This is a genomic window from Bradyrhizobium hipponense, assembly GCF_008123965.1.
Lineage (GTDB): Bacteria > Pseudomonadota > Alphaproteobacteria > Rhizobiales > Xanthobacteraceae > Bradyrhizobium > Bradyrhizobium hipponense.
On the sequence record NZ_VSTH01000081.1, the window covers coordinates 41507 to 55075 of the forward strand.

Sequence of the window (13569 nt, forward strand, 5' to 3'; positions counted from 1 at the left end):
AACGGAATGTCGGTGATTGAGACGGTCGAACAGTTAGAGGCCATCTACGGCGCTACCAATGACGCCTCGACCGTGAAAGTCGCCGATCACGTCACTCCGCTCTATCGCATCTTCATCGAGAAGGCGCCGTTTGCGGCCCTCGCCACCATCGGCCCGGAGGGCATCGACTGCTCCCCCCGCGGCGACCTGCCCGGCTTCGTTCGTATGCACGACCCGAAGACGCTGATGCTGCCGGATCGGCGCGGCAACAACCGGGTCGACTCCTTGCGCAACATCGTGCGCGATCCGCGTGTATCCCTGATGTTCCTGATCCCCGGCTCCGGCAACGCGGTCCGTGCCAACGGCCGCGCGCATCTTTCGGTCGATCCCGATCTGTTGGCTTCCTTCAAGGTCGAGGGCAAGGCACCGCGCAGCGTCATGGTAATGACCGTGGATGAAATCTACTTCCAGTGCGCCCGCGCCATCGTCCGCTCCGACCTCTGGAATCCCGACAAGCGCGTCGACCCGAAGACGCTGCCGACGCCGGGGCAGATCCTTGCGGAGATGAGTGAGAACAAGGTCGGCGGCGCGGAGTATGACCGGATCTGGCCGACGCGCGCTGCAGCGACGATGTGGTGAGACCTCTTCCCCTCTCCCCTTGTGGGAGAGGGTGGCTCGCCGCGTAGCGGCGAGACGGGTGAGGGGTGTCTCTCCACGAGCACAATCGCTCGCAGTTGAGTTCGCGGAGAGACACCCCTCATCCGGCGCCATAGCCGAAGCTTCGCTTCGGCGTTCTTAAGAACGGCGGCCAAAAGGCCGCCTATGCCACCTTCTCCCACAAGGGGAGAAGGGAAGCGCAGTCACTATCGTCTCCCCTCAGTTAAACGCCATCCCGCCGCTCAGCGCGATGGTCTGTCCGGTCATGTAGGCGTTGTCGACCAGCAGCATCACGGCTTTCGCTACCTCCTCCGCCGTGCCGAAGCGGCCGAGCGGGATGCGGCTGACGAGTTGCGGCTGGCCGCTCATCATGTCGGTCTCGATCAGCGACGGCGCCACCGCGTTGACGGTGATTCCCTCCTTTACCAGTCGCGCCGCATAGCCGCGCGTCAGGCCTTCCATGCCGGCCTTGGACGCATTGTAGTGCGGCCCGATCGAGCCGGCGCCGCGCGCTGCACCCGAGGAGATGTTGACGATGCGGCCCCATTTCCTCGATCGCATGTCGGGCAGCACCGCCTGCGTGCACAGGAAGGCGGATTTCAGATTGACGAGGATGGTGCGGTCGAAATCGTCTTCGGTGAGGTCGTCGATGCCGCGCGTGATGGCGATGCCGGCATTGTTGACGAGAATGTCGATCGGTCCGAGCCCGGTCGTGACGCGCTCGACCATTCCGGCGACGGCCTCGCGCTGCGAGACGTCGGCGGCGACGACGATGGCGCGGCCGCCCTGGTTGACGATCTCGCCTGCCAACTGCTCGGCCCGACCGATCTGCTCGCGGCAATTGACCGCCACGGCCGCGCCTGATACGGCGAGCGCACGACAGACGGCAGCGCCAATTCCGCGCGAGCCGCCGGTGACGAGCGCCGTGCGCCCCTTCAGATGGTCCGCCATGTCTGGGCCTCCCAAATTGTCTGCTTTGCGGTGTCTGGAAGCGTATCATGCGGCGGGCGCACCCGCGTTGAACTCATCGCGAGACGAATCCGTCTGTCGGTGCTTGCGGCGGGAGAAGCACCCCAGTGCGCCGATGCCAAATATGGATAGCCATTTTATTGACCGAACACGCCTTTGGCTCGATATTCGAAGCATCGAAACTGCTCCTCGAGCTTCATGCCGCGACATGAGAACCGATCATCAGCGTAATCCCGGCGACATGCATGCGTGCATGACGCGGCGCTGTTTCTCGGCGGCCACCGGCGCCTGTTGTTGTTGCTGACCGGCAACTCACACCAACTCGTCCCACGAAAAGCCAGACAGGAACGCCGCATCCGGCGAATGAGCAGTCATGTCCCAATCCCAATCGAACGCCTACATCATCGAAATCCACGACCGCGCCGCCGGCATCATCACAAGAGACGAGCGCGGCTTCCGCTTCTTCTCTTCCGAGCGCCTGTTCGACAGCCTCGAAGGCCGCCAGTTCCGTTCGGCGCGCGAAGCCGAGCGCGCCGCCCGTGCCGTGTTCTCGGAGCGGAACCGTCGCGCGAACTGATCAACTCCGGCGTCGCGCCCTGGTGCGTGCTGCCTTCTTTGCGGCGGCGGAGCGGACCTTGGCGCCCTTGGTGTGGCTCGCCTTGCGCGCGGCGGCCGAACGCGATGCGGCGGTTCGCCGGCTCGCGGCACGCTTGGTCTGTTTCGACAGCGCGCTACGCGATGCGGTCGAACGCGGCTCCTTCTTCAACACCCCTTCGACGGCACGCGAGACGCGCGGCCGGCGCTTCGGAGTCCGTTTGCCTTGCCCCACCTCATAGGCATATTTGGCGCTGCGGCGCGTCGCCTTCTTGGTGCGCCCTTTGCGTGGTGGCGGCAGATCGACGCCGGCGCGGCGCGCCTCCGACAGACCGATGGCGATGGCCTGCCGCGTCGAGCGCGCACCGTGCTTGCCCTTGCGAATTTTGTCGATCTCGTCCTTGACGAATTCGCCGGCCTGCGTGCTCGACGATTTACCGGCACGCTTGTCCTGTTTCGCTTTGCGAATGACTTCTTGTCTTGGCATGGTCGAGTTCCCTCTGAAATTCACAGGGATGTCTGACCGCAACGCGCAAGATGGACGATTGATCCCTTCAGTTCCTCAGCGCAGCCAGCAGTTCATCGGGGCGCTCGGCCATGATCATGTGGCCGGCGCCCGGCACCACGACCGTCTTCGCGTGCGGGATCGCGGCGGCGAGCGCCTTGCCGGCCTTCGCCGGCGTCATCATGTCCCGCTCGCCGAGAATGAGCGTCGTGGGCACCTTCACGGTCGCGGCAGCGGCAAGCGCATTCGCATAGGCATTGCAGGCGGAGAGATCCTTGAACAGCACGCCGGGCTCGCAAGCCTGGAGAACGGCCTGCGCGCCGCCATGCATCCACAGGCCAGGCGCGAGGCTGCCGCCGAGCTCGGCGCCGAAACCGAGGCCCCAGATCGAGACCATGTCGATCGCGTCCTGGTCGTTGGCTTCGGCCGCCTTGAGCAGATCCGGGCCGACGGTCATGGTCGCGGCGGTGCCGATCAGGCTGAGCGCGGACACCTTGTCGGGATGCCGCGCCGCGGTTTCCAGCGAGATCAGCGATCCCATGGAGTGGCCGATCAGATGCGCCTTCGCGCTACCTGCGGCGTCGAGCAGCGCCGCGGTCCAGTCCGCCATCTCGGCGATGCTGCCGAGCGAAGGCCCGGCCGAGCGGCCGTGGCCGGGCAGGTCCGGGGCCAGCACGGCAAAACCGTGATGGGCGAACCAGCGCGTATGCAGCGCCCAGGTCGAACGATCGAAGCCCGCACCGTGGATGAAGACAGTTGTTGGCAGGGACTTGTCGAACTCGCGGCCGCCGGTTGCGGCAAACGCCTCGGCGCCATTGACGGAGAGCTTCATGGTGTCAGACCTTTTGCGAGACGCGCAGCGCTTGGTTGAGGTCGTCGATGATGTCGCTCGCCGCCTCGATGCCGACCGACAGCCGCACCAGCTCCTCGCCGATGCCGGCGGCCTTGAGCTGCCCGGCGTCCATCTGCTGATGCGTGGTCGAGGCGGGGTGAATCACCAGCGTCTTGGCGTCGCCGACATTGGCGAGATGGCTGATCATGCGCAGCGCTTCGATGAACTTGCGGCCCGCGGGCCGGCCGCCCTTGATGCCGAACGAGACGATCGAGCCGGCGCCGCGCGGCAGCAACTGTCTTGCGAGCTGATAGTCGGTGTGATCTTCCAGCGAGGGATGCAGCACCCAGTCCACGGCCTTGCTGGCCTTCAGCGCCGCCAGCACCGAGTGCGTGTTCTGCATGTGGCGATCCATGCGCACCCCGAGCGTCTCGATGCCCTGGAGCAGCTGGAACGCGTTGGTCGGCGACAGGCAAGCGCCGAAATCGCGCAGGCCCTCCGTGCGCGCCCGCATGATGAAGGCCGCCGTGCCGAACTGCTCGTCGAAGACGATGCCGTGATAGCCGCCATAGGGCTCGGTCAGCACGCCGAACTTGCCGGAGGCGCGCCAGTCGAAGCGGCCGCCGTCGATGATGGCGCCGCCGATCGCGATACCGTGGCCGCCGATCCATTTGGTCGCCGAATGCATGACGATGTCGGCCCCAAGCTCGATCGGCCGGCTGAGATAGGGCGTGGCAAAGGTGTTGTCGATCAGCAGCGGGATCTTCGCATCGTGCGCGATCGCAGCGACCTTCGGGATGTCCAGCACCTCGAGGCCGGGATTGCCGATGGTCTCGCCGATCACCAGTTTCGTGTTCGGCTTGATTGCGGCGCGGAACGCGTCGAGGTCGCGCGGCTTGACGAAAGTGGTGGTGATGCCGAAGCGCGGCAGCGTGTGCGCCAAGAGGTTGATAGTGCCGCCATAGAGCGAGCTCGACGCCACGATATGGTCGCCGGCGCTCAGCAGCGTCGCGATGGCCAGATGCAGCGCGGCCATGCCGCTCGCGGTGCAGATCGCGCCGACGCCGCCCTCCAGCGCAGCGAGGCGCTCCTCGAGCACGGCCGTGGTCGGATTGGAGATGCGCGTGTAGATGTGGCCGGCGCGTTCCAGATTGAACAGCGCCGCGGCGTGATCGGAGTCCTGAAACACATAGGACGTGGTCTGGTAGATCGGCACCGCGCGGGCGCCGGTCGCGGGATCCGGATGCTGGCCGGCATGCAGGCTCAGGGTCTCGAAGGCGGGCGGCTTGGGCGCGGGCATGCTTGGCCTCGTTGGATGGTCGACGATGGCGGCCCTTGTGCCACAAAAAGGCGCGGCACGTCAGCCCATTGACTATTCACAGAAGGTCGTCCCGGGCATCCACGTTCTTTGTGTCATGGGAAATGCGTGGCTGGCCGGGACAGGCCCGGCCATGACGCTGTGGTTCGCTTCAGTGTGATCTACGCTCAGCTCATATGCGATTGACTTATCACAGGCTGGGAGCCGCGCAGCGCTAGCGGAGACTGCCGCCGATGGCCTCCTCAATCGATCGGGCCTCCCGCAGCAGGATTTCCGCGACCTCCTGCTCGCGGCGCGGGCCGAGGCGCGTCCGCACGGCCGATACGGTCATCGCCGCGGCCGGCTGTCCGTCCGGGGTCTTGATCCAGGTCGAGATCGATTTCGTGCCCTGCACGAGCCCAATCTCTCTCATATTGTATCCGCGCCGTCTCGCGGTGGCGATCTGGCTCAGCACCGTCGCGACATCGGTCCGGTAGGCCTCGAACCGCTTCTCGTTGGCGGCGACGATTTTTCGCGCGTCCTGCGCCGCCATTGCGGCAAGGATCGCGACGCCTGCGCTGCTGACGCCGAGCGGGCGCCGCGCGCCAACCTCGATCGACAGCACCTGGATCGGATAGGCGCCGATCCTGCGATCGACGCACAGCGTGTCGTTGCCGGTCCGCACCGTCAGGAACAGCGTATCGCCGATTTCGGTGGAGGCGCGCCGCAGCGAAGGGCCTGCGGCGACCAGCAGCGGCGAGGGCCGCGCGCGGGCCAGCGCCAGTTCAGGCACCTGATTGCCGATGGCGTAGCGGCCGGTCTTATCGTGCCGTTCGACGATGCCTTCCTCGATCAGCACGTGAACGATGCGATGCACGGTCGGGCGGGTCAGCCCGGTTGCCTGCACCACCTCGGCCAGCGGCACGCCGGCCTCGCGGCCCGCGGCGAGAATGCGCAGCACCGCGAGCGCGCGCCGGATCGCCTGCGCGCCCTGTCGCGGTTCTGTCATGCGGCGGGCGGACCTTGCGGAACTCGTCTTGTCCATAATATGGACAAGAACGCCACAATTCACTCGACAGGTAAAGCGCTCATCTGGAGATTGCGCTCCGATCGAGATGCCATGCGTGAGTCAGGCATTCGATGCGAAGTGGAAGCGCCGCCGGGAGGTTAACATGAGATTAATCTGGATTGCCATAGCTGCCGCTGCAATGCTCGCGGGTCCCGCCGCGGGCCAGCAATGGCCGGCGCGCAACGTCAAGCTGATCGTGCCTTATCCCGCCGGCGGCAATGTCGACAGCGCGGCGCGCATCATCGCCGACAAGCTGCAGGAAAAGCTCGGCCAGCCTTTCATCATCGAGAACAAGGCCGGCGCCGGCGGCATGATCGCGGGCGAAGCTTTCGCGAAATCTGCGCCCGACGGCTACACGCTGTTCGTCGGCGCCAACGGTCCGGTGCTGTTCGCGACCGAGATCAACAAGCGCGACGCCTATAGCTGGAAGAAAGACTTCCTGCCGATCTCGACCATCTCGATGACGCCGCTGGTGCTCGAGGTCCACCCGTCGGTGCAGGCCACGACCTTCAAGGAATTCGTCGACCTCGCCAAGCGCGAGCCCGGCAAGCTGACGATGGCTTCGCCCGGTCCCGGCACCACCAACCATCTGCTCAGCGAGTTGATGCAGTCCAGCCTCGAGCTGCAATGGGTCACCGCGCATTACCGCGGCAATGCGCCGGCCATCAACGACCTGCTCGGCGGGCAGGTGCAGTTCGCGTTCGACCAGCTGTCGGTCAGCCTGCAGCACATCAAAGCGGGGCTGTTCCGGGCGCTCGCCGTCACCAGCCCGCACCGCCTGAAGTCGTTGCCCGACGTGCCGACCTTCGCCGAGCTCGGCTACAAGGATTTCGACGGCCAGACCTTCACCGGCCTGTTCGCGCCCGCGGGCACGCCCGCGCCGATCGTCGACAAGCTGCATGAGACGCTGACCGCGATCCTGAAGGATCCCGCCGTGGCCGACAAGTTCGAGAAACTAGGCGCCGAAGCGGTCGCGATGACCCCGGAGGAATTCAGGGCCTATCTGGAGCACGAGGACGCCAAATGGATTCCCGTCGTGCGCAAGGCCAACATCAAGGCGGATTGACCGATGCGGATCGATCCCAGCGAGCTCGGCGCCGAGCGCATCTACCGGCTGATGACCGGCATCGTGGTGCCGCGCCCGATCGCCTGGGTGACGAGCCTGTCGCGCGGCGGCGTGCTCAACCTCGCGCCGTTCAGCGCCTTCACCTTCGTGTCGCAGAAGCCGCCGATGCTCGCCATCAGCGTCGGCCGCAAGGGCGCCGATTACAAGGACACCGCGCACAACATCCTCGACACCGAGGAATACGTCATCCACATCGCCGATACCCCCCTGATGCAGGCAGTGCATGACAGCTCCATCGAGCATCCGCCCGAAATCAGCGAGGTCGCGGAGCTCGGCCTGGAGACGCTTGATTGCGAGCGCATCAAGGTGCCGCGGCTTAGCGTTGCACCCGTGGCGATGGAGTGCCGTTTCCGGCAGTGCCTTGAATTCGGCGACGCCCGCAGCCGGCTGATCGTCGGCGAGGTCGTGATGTTCCACATTCGCGACGGCCTCGTGAACAACGGCAAGGTCGAGACCGATGCGCTCGACCCGATCGCCCGCATCGGCGGGCCGCGCTACGCCCGTCTCGGCGAGATCGTGACGCTCGGCGCCGTGTTCCAGACTCCCAAATCGACCGACTGAGCGCCGAACGCGCGCCGCTGAACATTGTTGGAGAGAATGACCATGCGACTGCTGAACTATCTCTTGGACGGCGAGCCGCGTTACGGCGCAGCGGTCGCGGGCGGTGTGGTCGACCTGACCAGGCGGATCGGCCGCGATTTCTCCGACGTCAGGGCGCTGATCGCGGCCAATGCGCTCGCGGATGCGCAGGAGGCGGTGGCCGGGCAAGAGCCGGATCATGCGCTCGAGGACCTCGTCCTGCTGCCGCCGGTGCTGGCACCGGAAAAGCTCTGGTGCATTGGTGTCAACTACGCCGAGCGCAACGCGGAATACAAGGACAGCTCCGACCTGCCGAAATATCCTAGCCTGTTCGTGCGCAGCATGTCCTCGATGACCGGCTCTGGCCAACCGCTGGAAAAGCCGAAAGTGTCGGACCAACTCGATTATGAAGGCGAGCTCGTCATCGTGATCGGCCATGGCGGCCGTCACATCCCGCGCGAAAAGGCTTGGTCGCACATCTTCGGCATGACGCTGTGCAACGAGGGCACGGTGCGGGACTGGCTGCGCCACGGCAAGTTCAACGTCACCCAGGGCAAGAATTTCGACCGCTCCGGCAGCATCGGTCCGTGGATCGTCACCGCGGACGAGCTCGATCCGCGCGACCCTCACGACATTGTCACGCGCGTCAACGGCGAGGTGCGGCAGCAGGACACCACCGAGCGGCTGATGTTTCCGTTCGACTTCCTGATTTCCTATCTCTCCACCTTCGCCACTTTGAAGCCCGGCGACATGATCGTGACGGGCACGCCGACAGGAGCGGGCGCCCGCTTCGATCCGCCGCGCTGGCTCAACGTCGGCGATGTCGTCGAGGTCGAGTCCAGCCGTATCGGCGTGCTGCGCAACACCGTCGCCGCGGAGCAATAGATCATGCTCGATATCGCCACGATCGAACGTCTCGCCGCGCGGCTGGATGAGGCCGAGCGCACCAAAGCGCTGATCCCGATGTTCTCGAAAGAGTATCCCGGCTTCACCATCGATGATGCCTATGCCGTCCAGCGCGCCTGGACAAAACTCCAGCTCGGCCGCGGCCGTGTCATCAAAGGCCACAAGATCGGCCTGACCTCGAAGGCGATGCAGAACGCGGTCGGCATCTCCGAGCCCGATTACGGCGTGCTGTTCGCCGACATGTTCTACGCCGATGCCGGCCCGATTCCGTATGACCGCTTCCACGCGCCGCGGATCGAGGTCGAGCTCGCCTTCGTGCTGAAGGCGCCGCTGCGCGGGCCCAACTGCACCATCTTCGACGTGCTCAACGCGACCGATTATGTGACGCCGGCGCTGGAGATCCTGGAGACGCGGATGCACCGCGTCGATCCCGAGACCGGCAAGACGCGAAAGGTCATGGACACGATCTCGGACAATGCCGCCAATGCTGCGCTGGTGCTCGGTGGCCGGCCGTTCCGTCCGCTGGACGCGGACCTGCGCTGGATCGGCGCGCTGCTGTTCCGCAACGGCGAGGTCGAGGAGACCGGGCTTGCCGCCGGCGTGCTCAATCACCCGGCGAACGGCATTGCCTGGCTCGCCAATCGCCTCGCGCCGCATGACGAGCATCTTGCGGCCGGCGAGGTGGTACTGGCGGGATCGTTCACGCGGCCGGTCGACATCCGCTGCGGCGACACCTTCCACGCCGACTATGGTGCCTTCGGCTCGGTGTCGTGCCAGTTCGTCTGAACCAGTAACAGGAGGAAGCGAGCCATGACGGGTCACACGCGGCGCAAGAGCATCCATATCGGCGGCTTCAAGCATGCCAACCCGATTCCGAACGCCTGCCGCATCGGCAATCTCGTGATGTCCGGCGTCATCCTGGGTCGCGATGGCGCGACCGGAGAAATGCCTTCGAGCCTGGAGGCGCAATGCGCCAACATGTTCGCGCACATGAAGGCGACGGTGGAGGCCGCCGGCGGCTCGACCGACGACATCATCAAGATGACGGTGTGGCTGAAGGACCGCGCGCAGCGCGGGCCTGTCAATGTCGAGTGGCTAAAAATGTTTCCGGACGAGCATTCGCGCCCGGCGCGCCACGCGCTGCCGATGGACAACATGGACGGCGGCGCGCTGGTGCAGTGCGACTTCACCGCAGTGATCGACTGAGGGAGTTCTACCTATGCCGGCCTATCTGCCGTTCGACCCCAATCCGCGCCGCCCCATCAAGGCGCCGCCGCCGAAGACTGTCGACAGCCAGTTTCACGTGCTGGGTCCCGTGGACAAATATCCGGAACGTCCCGGTGCGGCCTATCGGATGCCGACTGCGACCTGGGAAGCGGCGCTGCGCGTGCACAAGACGCTCGGCATCGAGCGCGGCATCATCGTGCAGACCACGACCTATGGCGCCGATCATGCCGTCGTGCTCGACGGTCTCGCCGCGATGGGCCCGAACTATCGCGGCTGCGCCAACGCGCTGGTGTTCGCCGAGGCGAACGACGCCTATCTCGCCAGGCTGCATGATGCCGGCGTTCGCGGCGCCCGCTTCAGCTTCCGCCAGGAGCTCGGCGCGGTGCTGTCGGATGCCGATTTCGCCCGCGCCATTGCGCGTATCCGCGAGCTTGGCTGGTACGTCAAGATCCAGCCCGAGAAGGACGGCATCGTCTCCAGCGTCGCCAAGTACGAAAATCTCGACGTGCCCGTGCTGATCGACCACATGGCGCGGCCTGACCCGGAGCGCGGCAGGGACGATCCGAACCTGAGCAAGATGCTCGCGCTGCTCGCCAAGGGCAATTTCTGGGTGATGCTGTCGCTCGGCGAGAAGACCTCGAAGCTTGGTCCGCCCTACGACGACGTGATCCCGATCGCGCGCGCCTATATCGAGGCGGCACCAGGCCGCTGCGTCTGGGCCAGCGACTGGCCGCACCCGGTCTCCGTCAAGCAACCGCCCAACGACGCCGACCTGCTCGAACTGATGTACCGCTACGCGCCCGACCAGGCGACGCTCGAGAAGATTCTGGTGCACAATCCGGCAAAGCTGTTCGGCTTTGCGGATTAGGAGGGCTCGAGGCGCGCAACAAACGCGGTGCGCCCCCTCTCCCGCTTGCGGGAGAGGGTTGGGGTGAGGGCTCTTTCCTCTTGGGGATTGTCCCATGGCGGATACACCCTCTCCCCAACCCTCCCCCGCAAGCGGGGGAGGGAGCGCATCTCCGTCGGGGCGCGATCCCGCTCAGGCCGCTCGCACCGCCAGCCGATCCCGCACCTCCGCCGCGATCTCGAACGAGCGCAGCCGCGCCGCGTGGTCGTAGATCTGCCCCGTCGTCATCAGCTCGTCCGCGCCGGTCTCGGCGATCAGCGCCTTCAACTTCTCTTCGACCACCGCTGGCGAGCCGACTGCCGAGCAGGACAGCGACTGGCCGACCATCGCCTTCTCCGCCGGTGACCACAGCGCGTCCATGTCGTCCACGGGCGGCGGTAGCGGGCCCGGCGTGCCGCGGCGCAGATTGATGAACTGCTGCTGCAGCGAGGTGAACATGCGCTGCGCCTCCGCGTCGCTGTCCGCCGCGAACACGTTGACGCCGACCATGGCATAGGGCTTGTCGAGCTGCACCGAGGGCTCGAAGCGCGCCCGGTACTCGCGCAACGCCGGCATCATCATTTGCGGCGCGAAATGCGAGGCGAAGGCAAACGGCAGCCCGAGCATCGCCGCAAGCTGCGCGCCAAAGGTGCTGGAGCCGAGAATCCACAGCGGCACCTTCGTCCCCATGCCGGGCACGGCACGAATCGTCTGGTTCGGCTGCAGATCGTCGAGCAGCGCCTGCAACTCCAGCACGTCATGCGGAAAATTCTCGGACGTGGTGGCGAGATCTCGCCGCAGAGCCCGCGCGGTGAGCTGGTCGGTCCCCGGCGCGCGTCCAAGCCCGAGATCGATCCGCCCCGGATAGAGCGAGGCCAGCGTGCCGAACTGCTCGGCGATGACTAGCGGCGAATGATTCGGCAGCATGACCCCGCCGGAGCCGACGCGGATCGCCGTGGTCCCGCCCGCGACATGCCCGATCACCACGGATGTCGCCGCACTCGCGATGCCCGTCATGTTGTGATGCTCGGCCAGCCAGAAGCGTTTGAAGCCCCAGCGCTCGGCGTGCCGGGCGAGATCAAGCGAATTGGCAAACGCCTGCGCCGCATCGCCGCCTTGGCGGATGGGTGCGAGGTCGAGCACGGAGAAGGGAATCATGTGGGAGTACCCTATAGGGCGCGCGATGGACGCCGGGGCCTCACATGTAAGTTCATATTATGGAAATGTTAGCGTGCCCGCGCTGCTCGATCGCATATCAGAGCTGTTGATTCGAACTGCAGAGTATCTTTCGAACGGACAGCGCACGGCCGTTTATCGAACAAGCAATTTGAGTTCTCAAAGTTCAGCCGACCCCACTACGTAACGCGAATCTTGCAGTTAGAATCTATGATCTCATACCTGACATATCCGAGGGACTTTAGAGCTGCGTCGACTTCATCCCGTGTTAACTTACAATCCGGTCCGAGAATCACGCGTTCGATCGCTCCGTTGTGTTCAACAGAATCGCTTAGGCGCCGTCCAAACGGAAATGTTACGTAAGAAACGTCACCAGCAATTCCGCGACGTTCAAGAGGTTTTCTCCAAAAGAGTTCCGTGCCGTCGTCAAAATAATCCATCGGGATGGACGCTGCCTCACCCTCTGGAGCTTCCTTTACCTGCAAGTAAACCAATCGCGCCTCTCGCTCGTAGTGCCAAGTGCTATGTTTCAATGCCGTGATTGCTGCGAAAACTGAAGCAGTCGCATTGATCCAATAGATTTCGTCTTCAACATCTGGATCAATCTCTGTTGCCATAGTCCGGACGAGGTCTCTAAATCCTTCGCCGGTGCTCTCATCTAGATAGGTCACTCGCTGCAAACGACCGGGCATCGATAAAATTGCGGTAGGACGAAATCCGATAACTAGACCGGAATGGTTGCCGCCGTACGCCCCCCACATTGGCAGTTCATCCTTAGCCAACGAAAAGCAACAGCAGAATGCTTGCTGCTCTTGTCGAGCACGAGATAGCCCCTCGCTGAGTTTCCCTAACGCGCGACGGAGGCTCCCTTTGGGATTCGTTGCTGACGGACTTGATAGCCTCAAGGATGTGTTCGTAGCCAAGGTCAATTTCTCTCGGATCATTCGCACCAGCAAGGTCGGTGTACCAAAGAGTCTTTGATTGCAGAATGCCAAGGAATGCCTCTGCCGAGCAGTATTGATACAAAGTAGTTCGTGGATAGAACTCCATAAACGGCATGACCTGCAATCCTAGTCGCGACAAATTAAGGTTGCGATATTGCGGCGATTCGCTAGTTATGGCGAGCCTCAGGAGCACCTCGAGAGACCTTGTCTAGCTGGCAGGCCCTGTGGTCACATTTTCCTGCGCCGGCTTTTGAGGAGGCTGTGCAGGCCGCGCCTCCCGCCCGTCCCAATTTAACCCGTCGGGCAAAACACCCGCCCCGTCCGAAAAACCCGTCAATCCGCCGCCGCAAAAATATTCCACTTTACCGAATTTCGGAAACGCAGTATCCATTTCCCATCCTGGTCCTCGAAGAGGGGCGATCGTACGTCGTAACGAACGTGGATCGGGGGGCAGTGGACGCGGCAGTGTCGGGCACGCGGAGGCGGGACCAGGGCGAGATGAACCTCGTGAGGTCCTGCTGCGTGCGGACGAACGGCGCCAACGCGTACGGCAAAACCGTGTGGTCCTGGCCGTCGTTGCTACGGTCAAGCCTTGCGGAGATGGATCGGGGCTCAACCGGGTCGCGGGCCATCGCCAATTCGCAAGGTGACGGTGACAAAAAGGAATTCGTCGCCGGGGAGAGCGCGGCATAAGCCGTAAGCCCACTGCGCAGGGAAGGCCGAGTGTTCGGCGTCACCTGTATGCTGCTGTGCGGTTTCCTCTGCGCTATCTGCGCACAGTGGACCGCGGGTGCCAGCCGGCACCCGGTCTTCCCTGCGCCCT

At 64.4% G+C, this 13569-nt stretch carries 16 protein-coding genes; 8 read left to right on the forward strand and 8 right to left on the reverse strand.

Annotated features, from left to right (window positions below; genetic code table 11):
• Positions 1–6: 6 nt before the first annotated feature.
• Entirely contained in the window at positions 7–618 is a 612-nt protein-coding gene (locus FXV83_RS24280; protein WP_148741901.1) for a pyridoxamine 5'-phosphate oxidase family protein, read from the forward strand.
• A gap of 237 nt (positions 619–855) precedes the next feature.
• On the opposite strand, the gene FXV83_RS24285 is transcribed toward FXV83_RS24280, so the two are convergent.
• Positions 856–1587: an SDR family NAD(P)-dependent oxidoreductase gene (locus tag FXV83_RS24285; RefSeq protein WP_148741903.1), complete on the reverse strand. Its 732-nt coding sequence runs from the start codon at positions 1585–1587 to the stop codon at positions 856–858.
• 391 nt (positions 1588–1978) lie between these two features.
• On the opposite strand from FXV83_RS24285, the gene FXV83_RS24290 reads away from it, so the two are divergent.
• Positions 1979–2182, forward strand: coding sequence for a hypothetical protein (locus FXV83_RS24290; RefSeq protein ID WP_148741905.1), 204 nt, complete (start codon positions 1979–1981; stop codon positions 2180–2182).
• On the opposite strand, the gene FXV83_RS24295 is transcribed toward FXV83_RS24290, so the two are convergent.
• The 4 genes from FXV83_RS24295 to FXV83_RS24310 all read right to left on the reverse strand — a co-directional run bounded on the left by FXV83_RS24295 (position 2183) and on the right by FXV83_RS24310 (position 5878).
• On the reverse strand, positions 2183–2686 hold the full coding sequence (locus tag FXV83_RS24295) for a DUF6496 domain-containing protein (protein ID WP_148741907.1): 504 nt from the start codon (positions 2684–2686) through the stop codon (positions 2183–2185).
• Positions 2687–2753: 67 nt separating this feature from the next.
• On the reverse strand, positions 2754–3536 hold the full coding sequence (locus tag FXV83_RS24300) for an alpha/beta fold hydrolase (protein WP_148741909.1): 783 nt from the start codon (positions 3534–3536) through the stop codon (positions 2754–2756).
• Between the two features lie 4 nt (positions 3537–3540).
• The gene (locus FXV83_RS24305; protein WP_148741911.1) at positions 3541–4836 is read right to left on the reverse strand and encodes an O-acetylhomoserine aminocarboxypropyltransferase; all 1296 of its coding nucleotides are present in this window, start codon (positions 4834–4836) and stop codon (positions 3541–3543) included.
• 232 nt (positions 4837–5068) lie between these two features.
• A complete protein-coding gene (locus FXV83_RS24310; RefSeq protein ID WP_187436118.1) occupies positions 5069–5878 on the reverse strand; it encodes an IclR family transcriptional regulator in 810 nt (269 codons plus the stop codon).
• Positions 5879–6005: 127 nt separating this feature from the next.
• Here FXV83_RS24310 and FXV83_RS24315 point away from each other — a divergent pair, with 127 nt between their 5' ends.
• From FXV83_RS24315 to FXV83_RS24340, 6 genes are read left to right on the forward strand one after another with little or no spacing between them, the layout of a single operon-like run.
• Positions 6006–6968: a Bug family tripartite tricarboxylate transporter substrate binding protein gene (locus tag FXV83_RS24315; protein WP_187436119.1), complete on the forward strand. Its 963-nt coding sequence runs from the start codon at positions 6006–6008 to the stop codon at positions 6966–6968.
• Positions 6969–6971: 3 nt separating this feature from the next.
• Entirely contained in the window at positions 6972–7589 is a 618-nt protein-coding gene (locus FXV83_RS24320; RefSeq protein ID WP_148741917.1) for a flavin reductase family protein, read from the forward strand.
• 42 nt (positions 7590–7631) lie between these two features.
• Positions 7632–8492 carry a fumarylacetoacetate hydrolase family protein gene (locus tag FXV83_RS24325; protein ID WP_148741919.1) on the forward strand — a complete coding sequence of 287 codons (861 nt, stop codon included), beginning with the start codon at positions 7632–7634 and terminating at the stop codon, positions 8490–8492.
• A 3-nt stretch (positions 8493–8495) separates the two neighbouring features.
• Complete coding sequence (gene hpaH, locus FXV83_RS24330; RefSeq protein WP_148741921.1) at positions 8496–9299, forward strand: 2-oxo-hept-4-ene-1,7-dioate hydratase; 804 nt, start codon at positions 8496–8498, stop codon at positions 9297–9299.
• A gap of 24 nt (positions 9300–9323) precedes the next feature.
• Positions 9324–9719: a RidA family protein gene (locus tag FXV83_RS24335; RefSeq protein ID WP_148741923.1), complete on the forward strand. Its 396-nt coding sequence runs from the start codon at positions 9324–9326 to the stop codon at positions 9717–9719.
• Between the two features lie 13 nt (positions 9720–9732).
• Entirely contained in the window at positions 9733–10608 is an 876-nt protein-coding gene (locus FXV83_RS24340) for an amidohydrolase family protein (protein ID WP_148741925.1), read from the forward strand.
• A gap of 171 nt (positions 10609–10779) precedes the next feature.
• On the opposite strand, the gene FXV83_RS24345 is transcribed toward FXV83_RS24340, so the two are convergent.
• From FXV83_RS24345 to FXV83_RS24355, 3 genes are all read right to left on the reverse strand, one after another.
• Positions 10780–11784, reverse strand: coding sequence for an LLM class flavin-dependent oxidoreductase (locus FXV83_RS24345; protein ID WP_148741927.1), 1005 nt, complete (start codon positions 11782–11784; stop codon positions 10780–10782).
• A gap of 197 nt (positions 11785–11981) precedes the next feature.
• Complete coding sequence (locus FXV83_RS24350) at positions 11982–12563, reverse strand: DUF2971 domain-containing protein (protein ID WP_187436120.1); 582 nt, start codon at positions 12561–12563, stop codon at positions 11982–11984.
• Positions 12564–12954: 391 nt separating this feature from the next.
• Positions 12955–13137 carry a hypothetical protein gene (locus tag FXV83_RS24355; RefSeq protein ID WP_148741931.1) on the reverse strand — a complete coding sequence of 61 codons (183 nt, stop codon included), beginning with the start codon at positions 13135–13137 and terminating at the stop codon, positions 12955–12957.
• Positions 13138–13569: the final 432 nt, after the last annotated feature.

Bases quoted from the DNA above. Each gene is read 5' to 3' on its own strand.
- FXV83_RS24280 (WP_148741901.1), top strand. From the start codon at position 7: ATGTCGGTGATTGAGACGGTCGAACAGTTAGAGGCCATCTACGGCGCT.
- FXV83_RS24285 (WP_148741903.1), bottom strand. From the start codon at position 1,587: ATGGCGGACCATCTGAAGGGGCGCACGGCGCTCGTCACCGGCGGCTCG.
- FXV83_RS24290 (WP_148741905.1), top strand. From the start codon at position 1,979: ATGTCCCAATCCCAATCGAACGCCTACATCATCGAAATCCACGACCGC.
- FXV83_RS24295 (WP_148741907.1), bottom strand. From the start codon at position 2,686: ATGCCAAGACAAGAAGTCATTCGCAAAGCGAAACAGGACAAGCGTGCC.
- FXV83_RS24300 (WP_148741909.1), bottom strand. From the start codon at position 3,536: ATGAAGCTCTCCGTCAATGGCGCCGAGGCGTTTGCCGCAACCGGCGGC.
- FXV83_RS24305 (WP_148741911.1), bottom strand. From the start codon at position 4,836: ATGCCCGCGCCCAAGCCGCCCGCCTTCGAGACCCTGAGCCTGCATGCC.
- FXV83_RS24310 (WP_187436118.1), bottom strand. From the start codon at position 5,878: ATGGACAAGACGAGTTCCGCAAGGTCCGCCCGCCGCATGACAGAACCG.
- FXV83_RS24315 (WP_187436119.1), top strand. From the start codon at position 6,006: ATGAGATTAATCTGGATTGCCATAGCTGCCGCTGCAATGCTCGCGGGT.
- FXV83_RS24320 (WP_148741917.1), top strand. From the start codon at position 6,972: ATGCGGATCGATCCCAGCGAGCTCGGCGCCGAGCGCATCTACCGGCTG.
- FXV83_RS24325 (WP_148741919.1), top strand. From the start codon at position 7,632: ATGCGACTGCTGAACTATCTCTTGGACGGCGAGCCGCGTTACGGCGCA.
- hpaH (WP_148741921.1), top strand. From the start codon at position 8,496: ATGCTCGATATCGCCACGATCGAACGTCTCGCCGCGCGGCTGGATGAG.
- FXV83_RS24335 (WP_148741923.1), top strand. From the start codon at position 9,324: ATGACGGGTCACACGCGGCGCAAGAGCATCCATATCGGCGGCTTCAAG.
- FXV83_RS24340 (WP_148741925.1), top strand. From the start codon at position 9,733: ATGCCGGCCTATCTGCCGTTCGACCCCAATCCGCGCCGCCCCATCAAG.
- FXV83_RS24345 (WP_148741927.1), bottom strand. From the start codon at position 11,784: ATGATTCCCTTCTCCGTGCTCGACCTCGCACCCATCCGCCAAGGCGGC.
- FXV83_RS24350 (WP_187436120.1), bottom strand. From the start codon at position 12,563: ATGTGGGGGGCGTACGGCGGCAACCATTCCGGTCTAGTTATCGGATTT.
- FXV83_RS24355 (WP_148741931.1), bottom strand. From the start codon at position 13,137: ATGGATACTGCGTTTCCGAAATTCGGTAAAGTGGAATATTTTTGCGGC.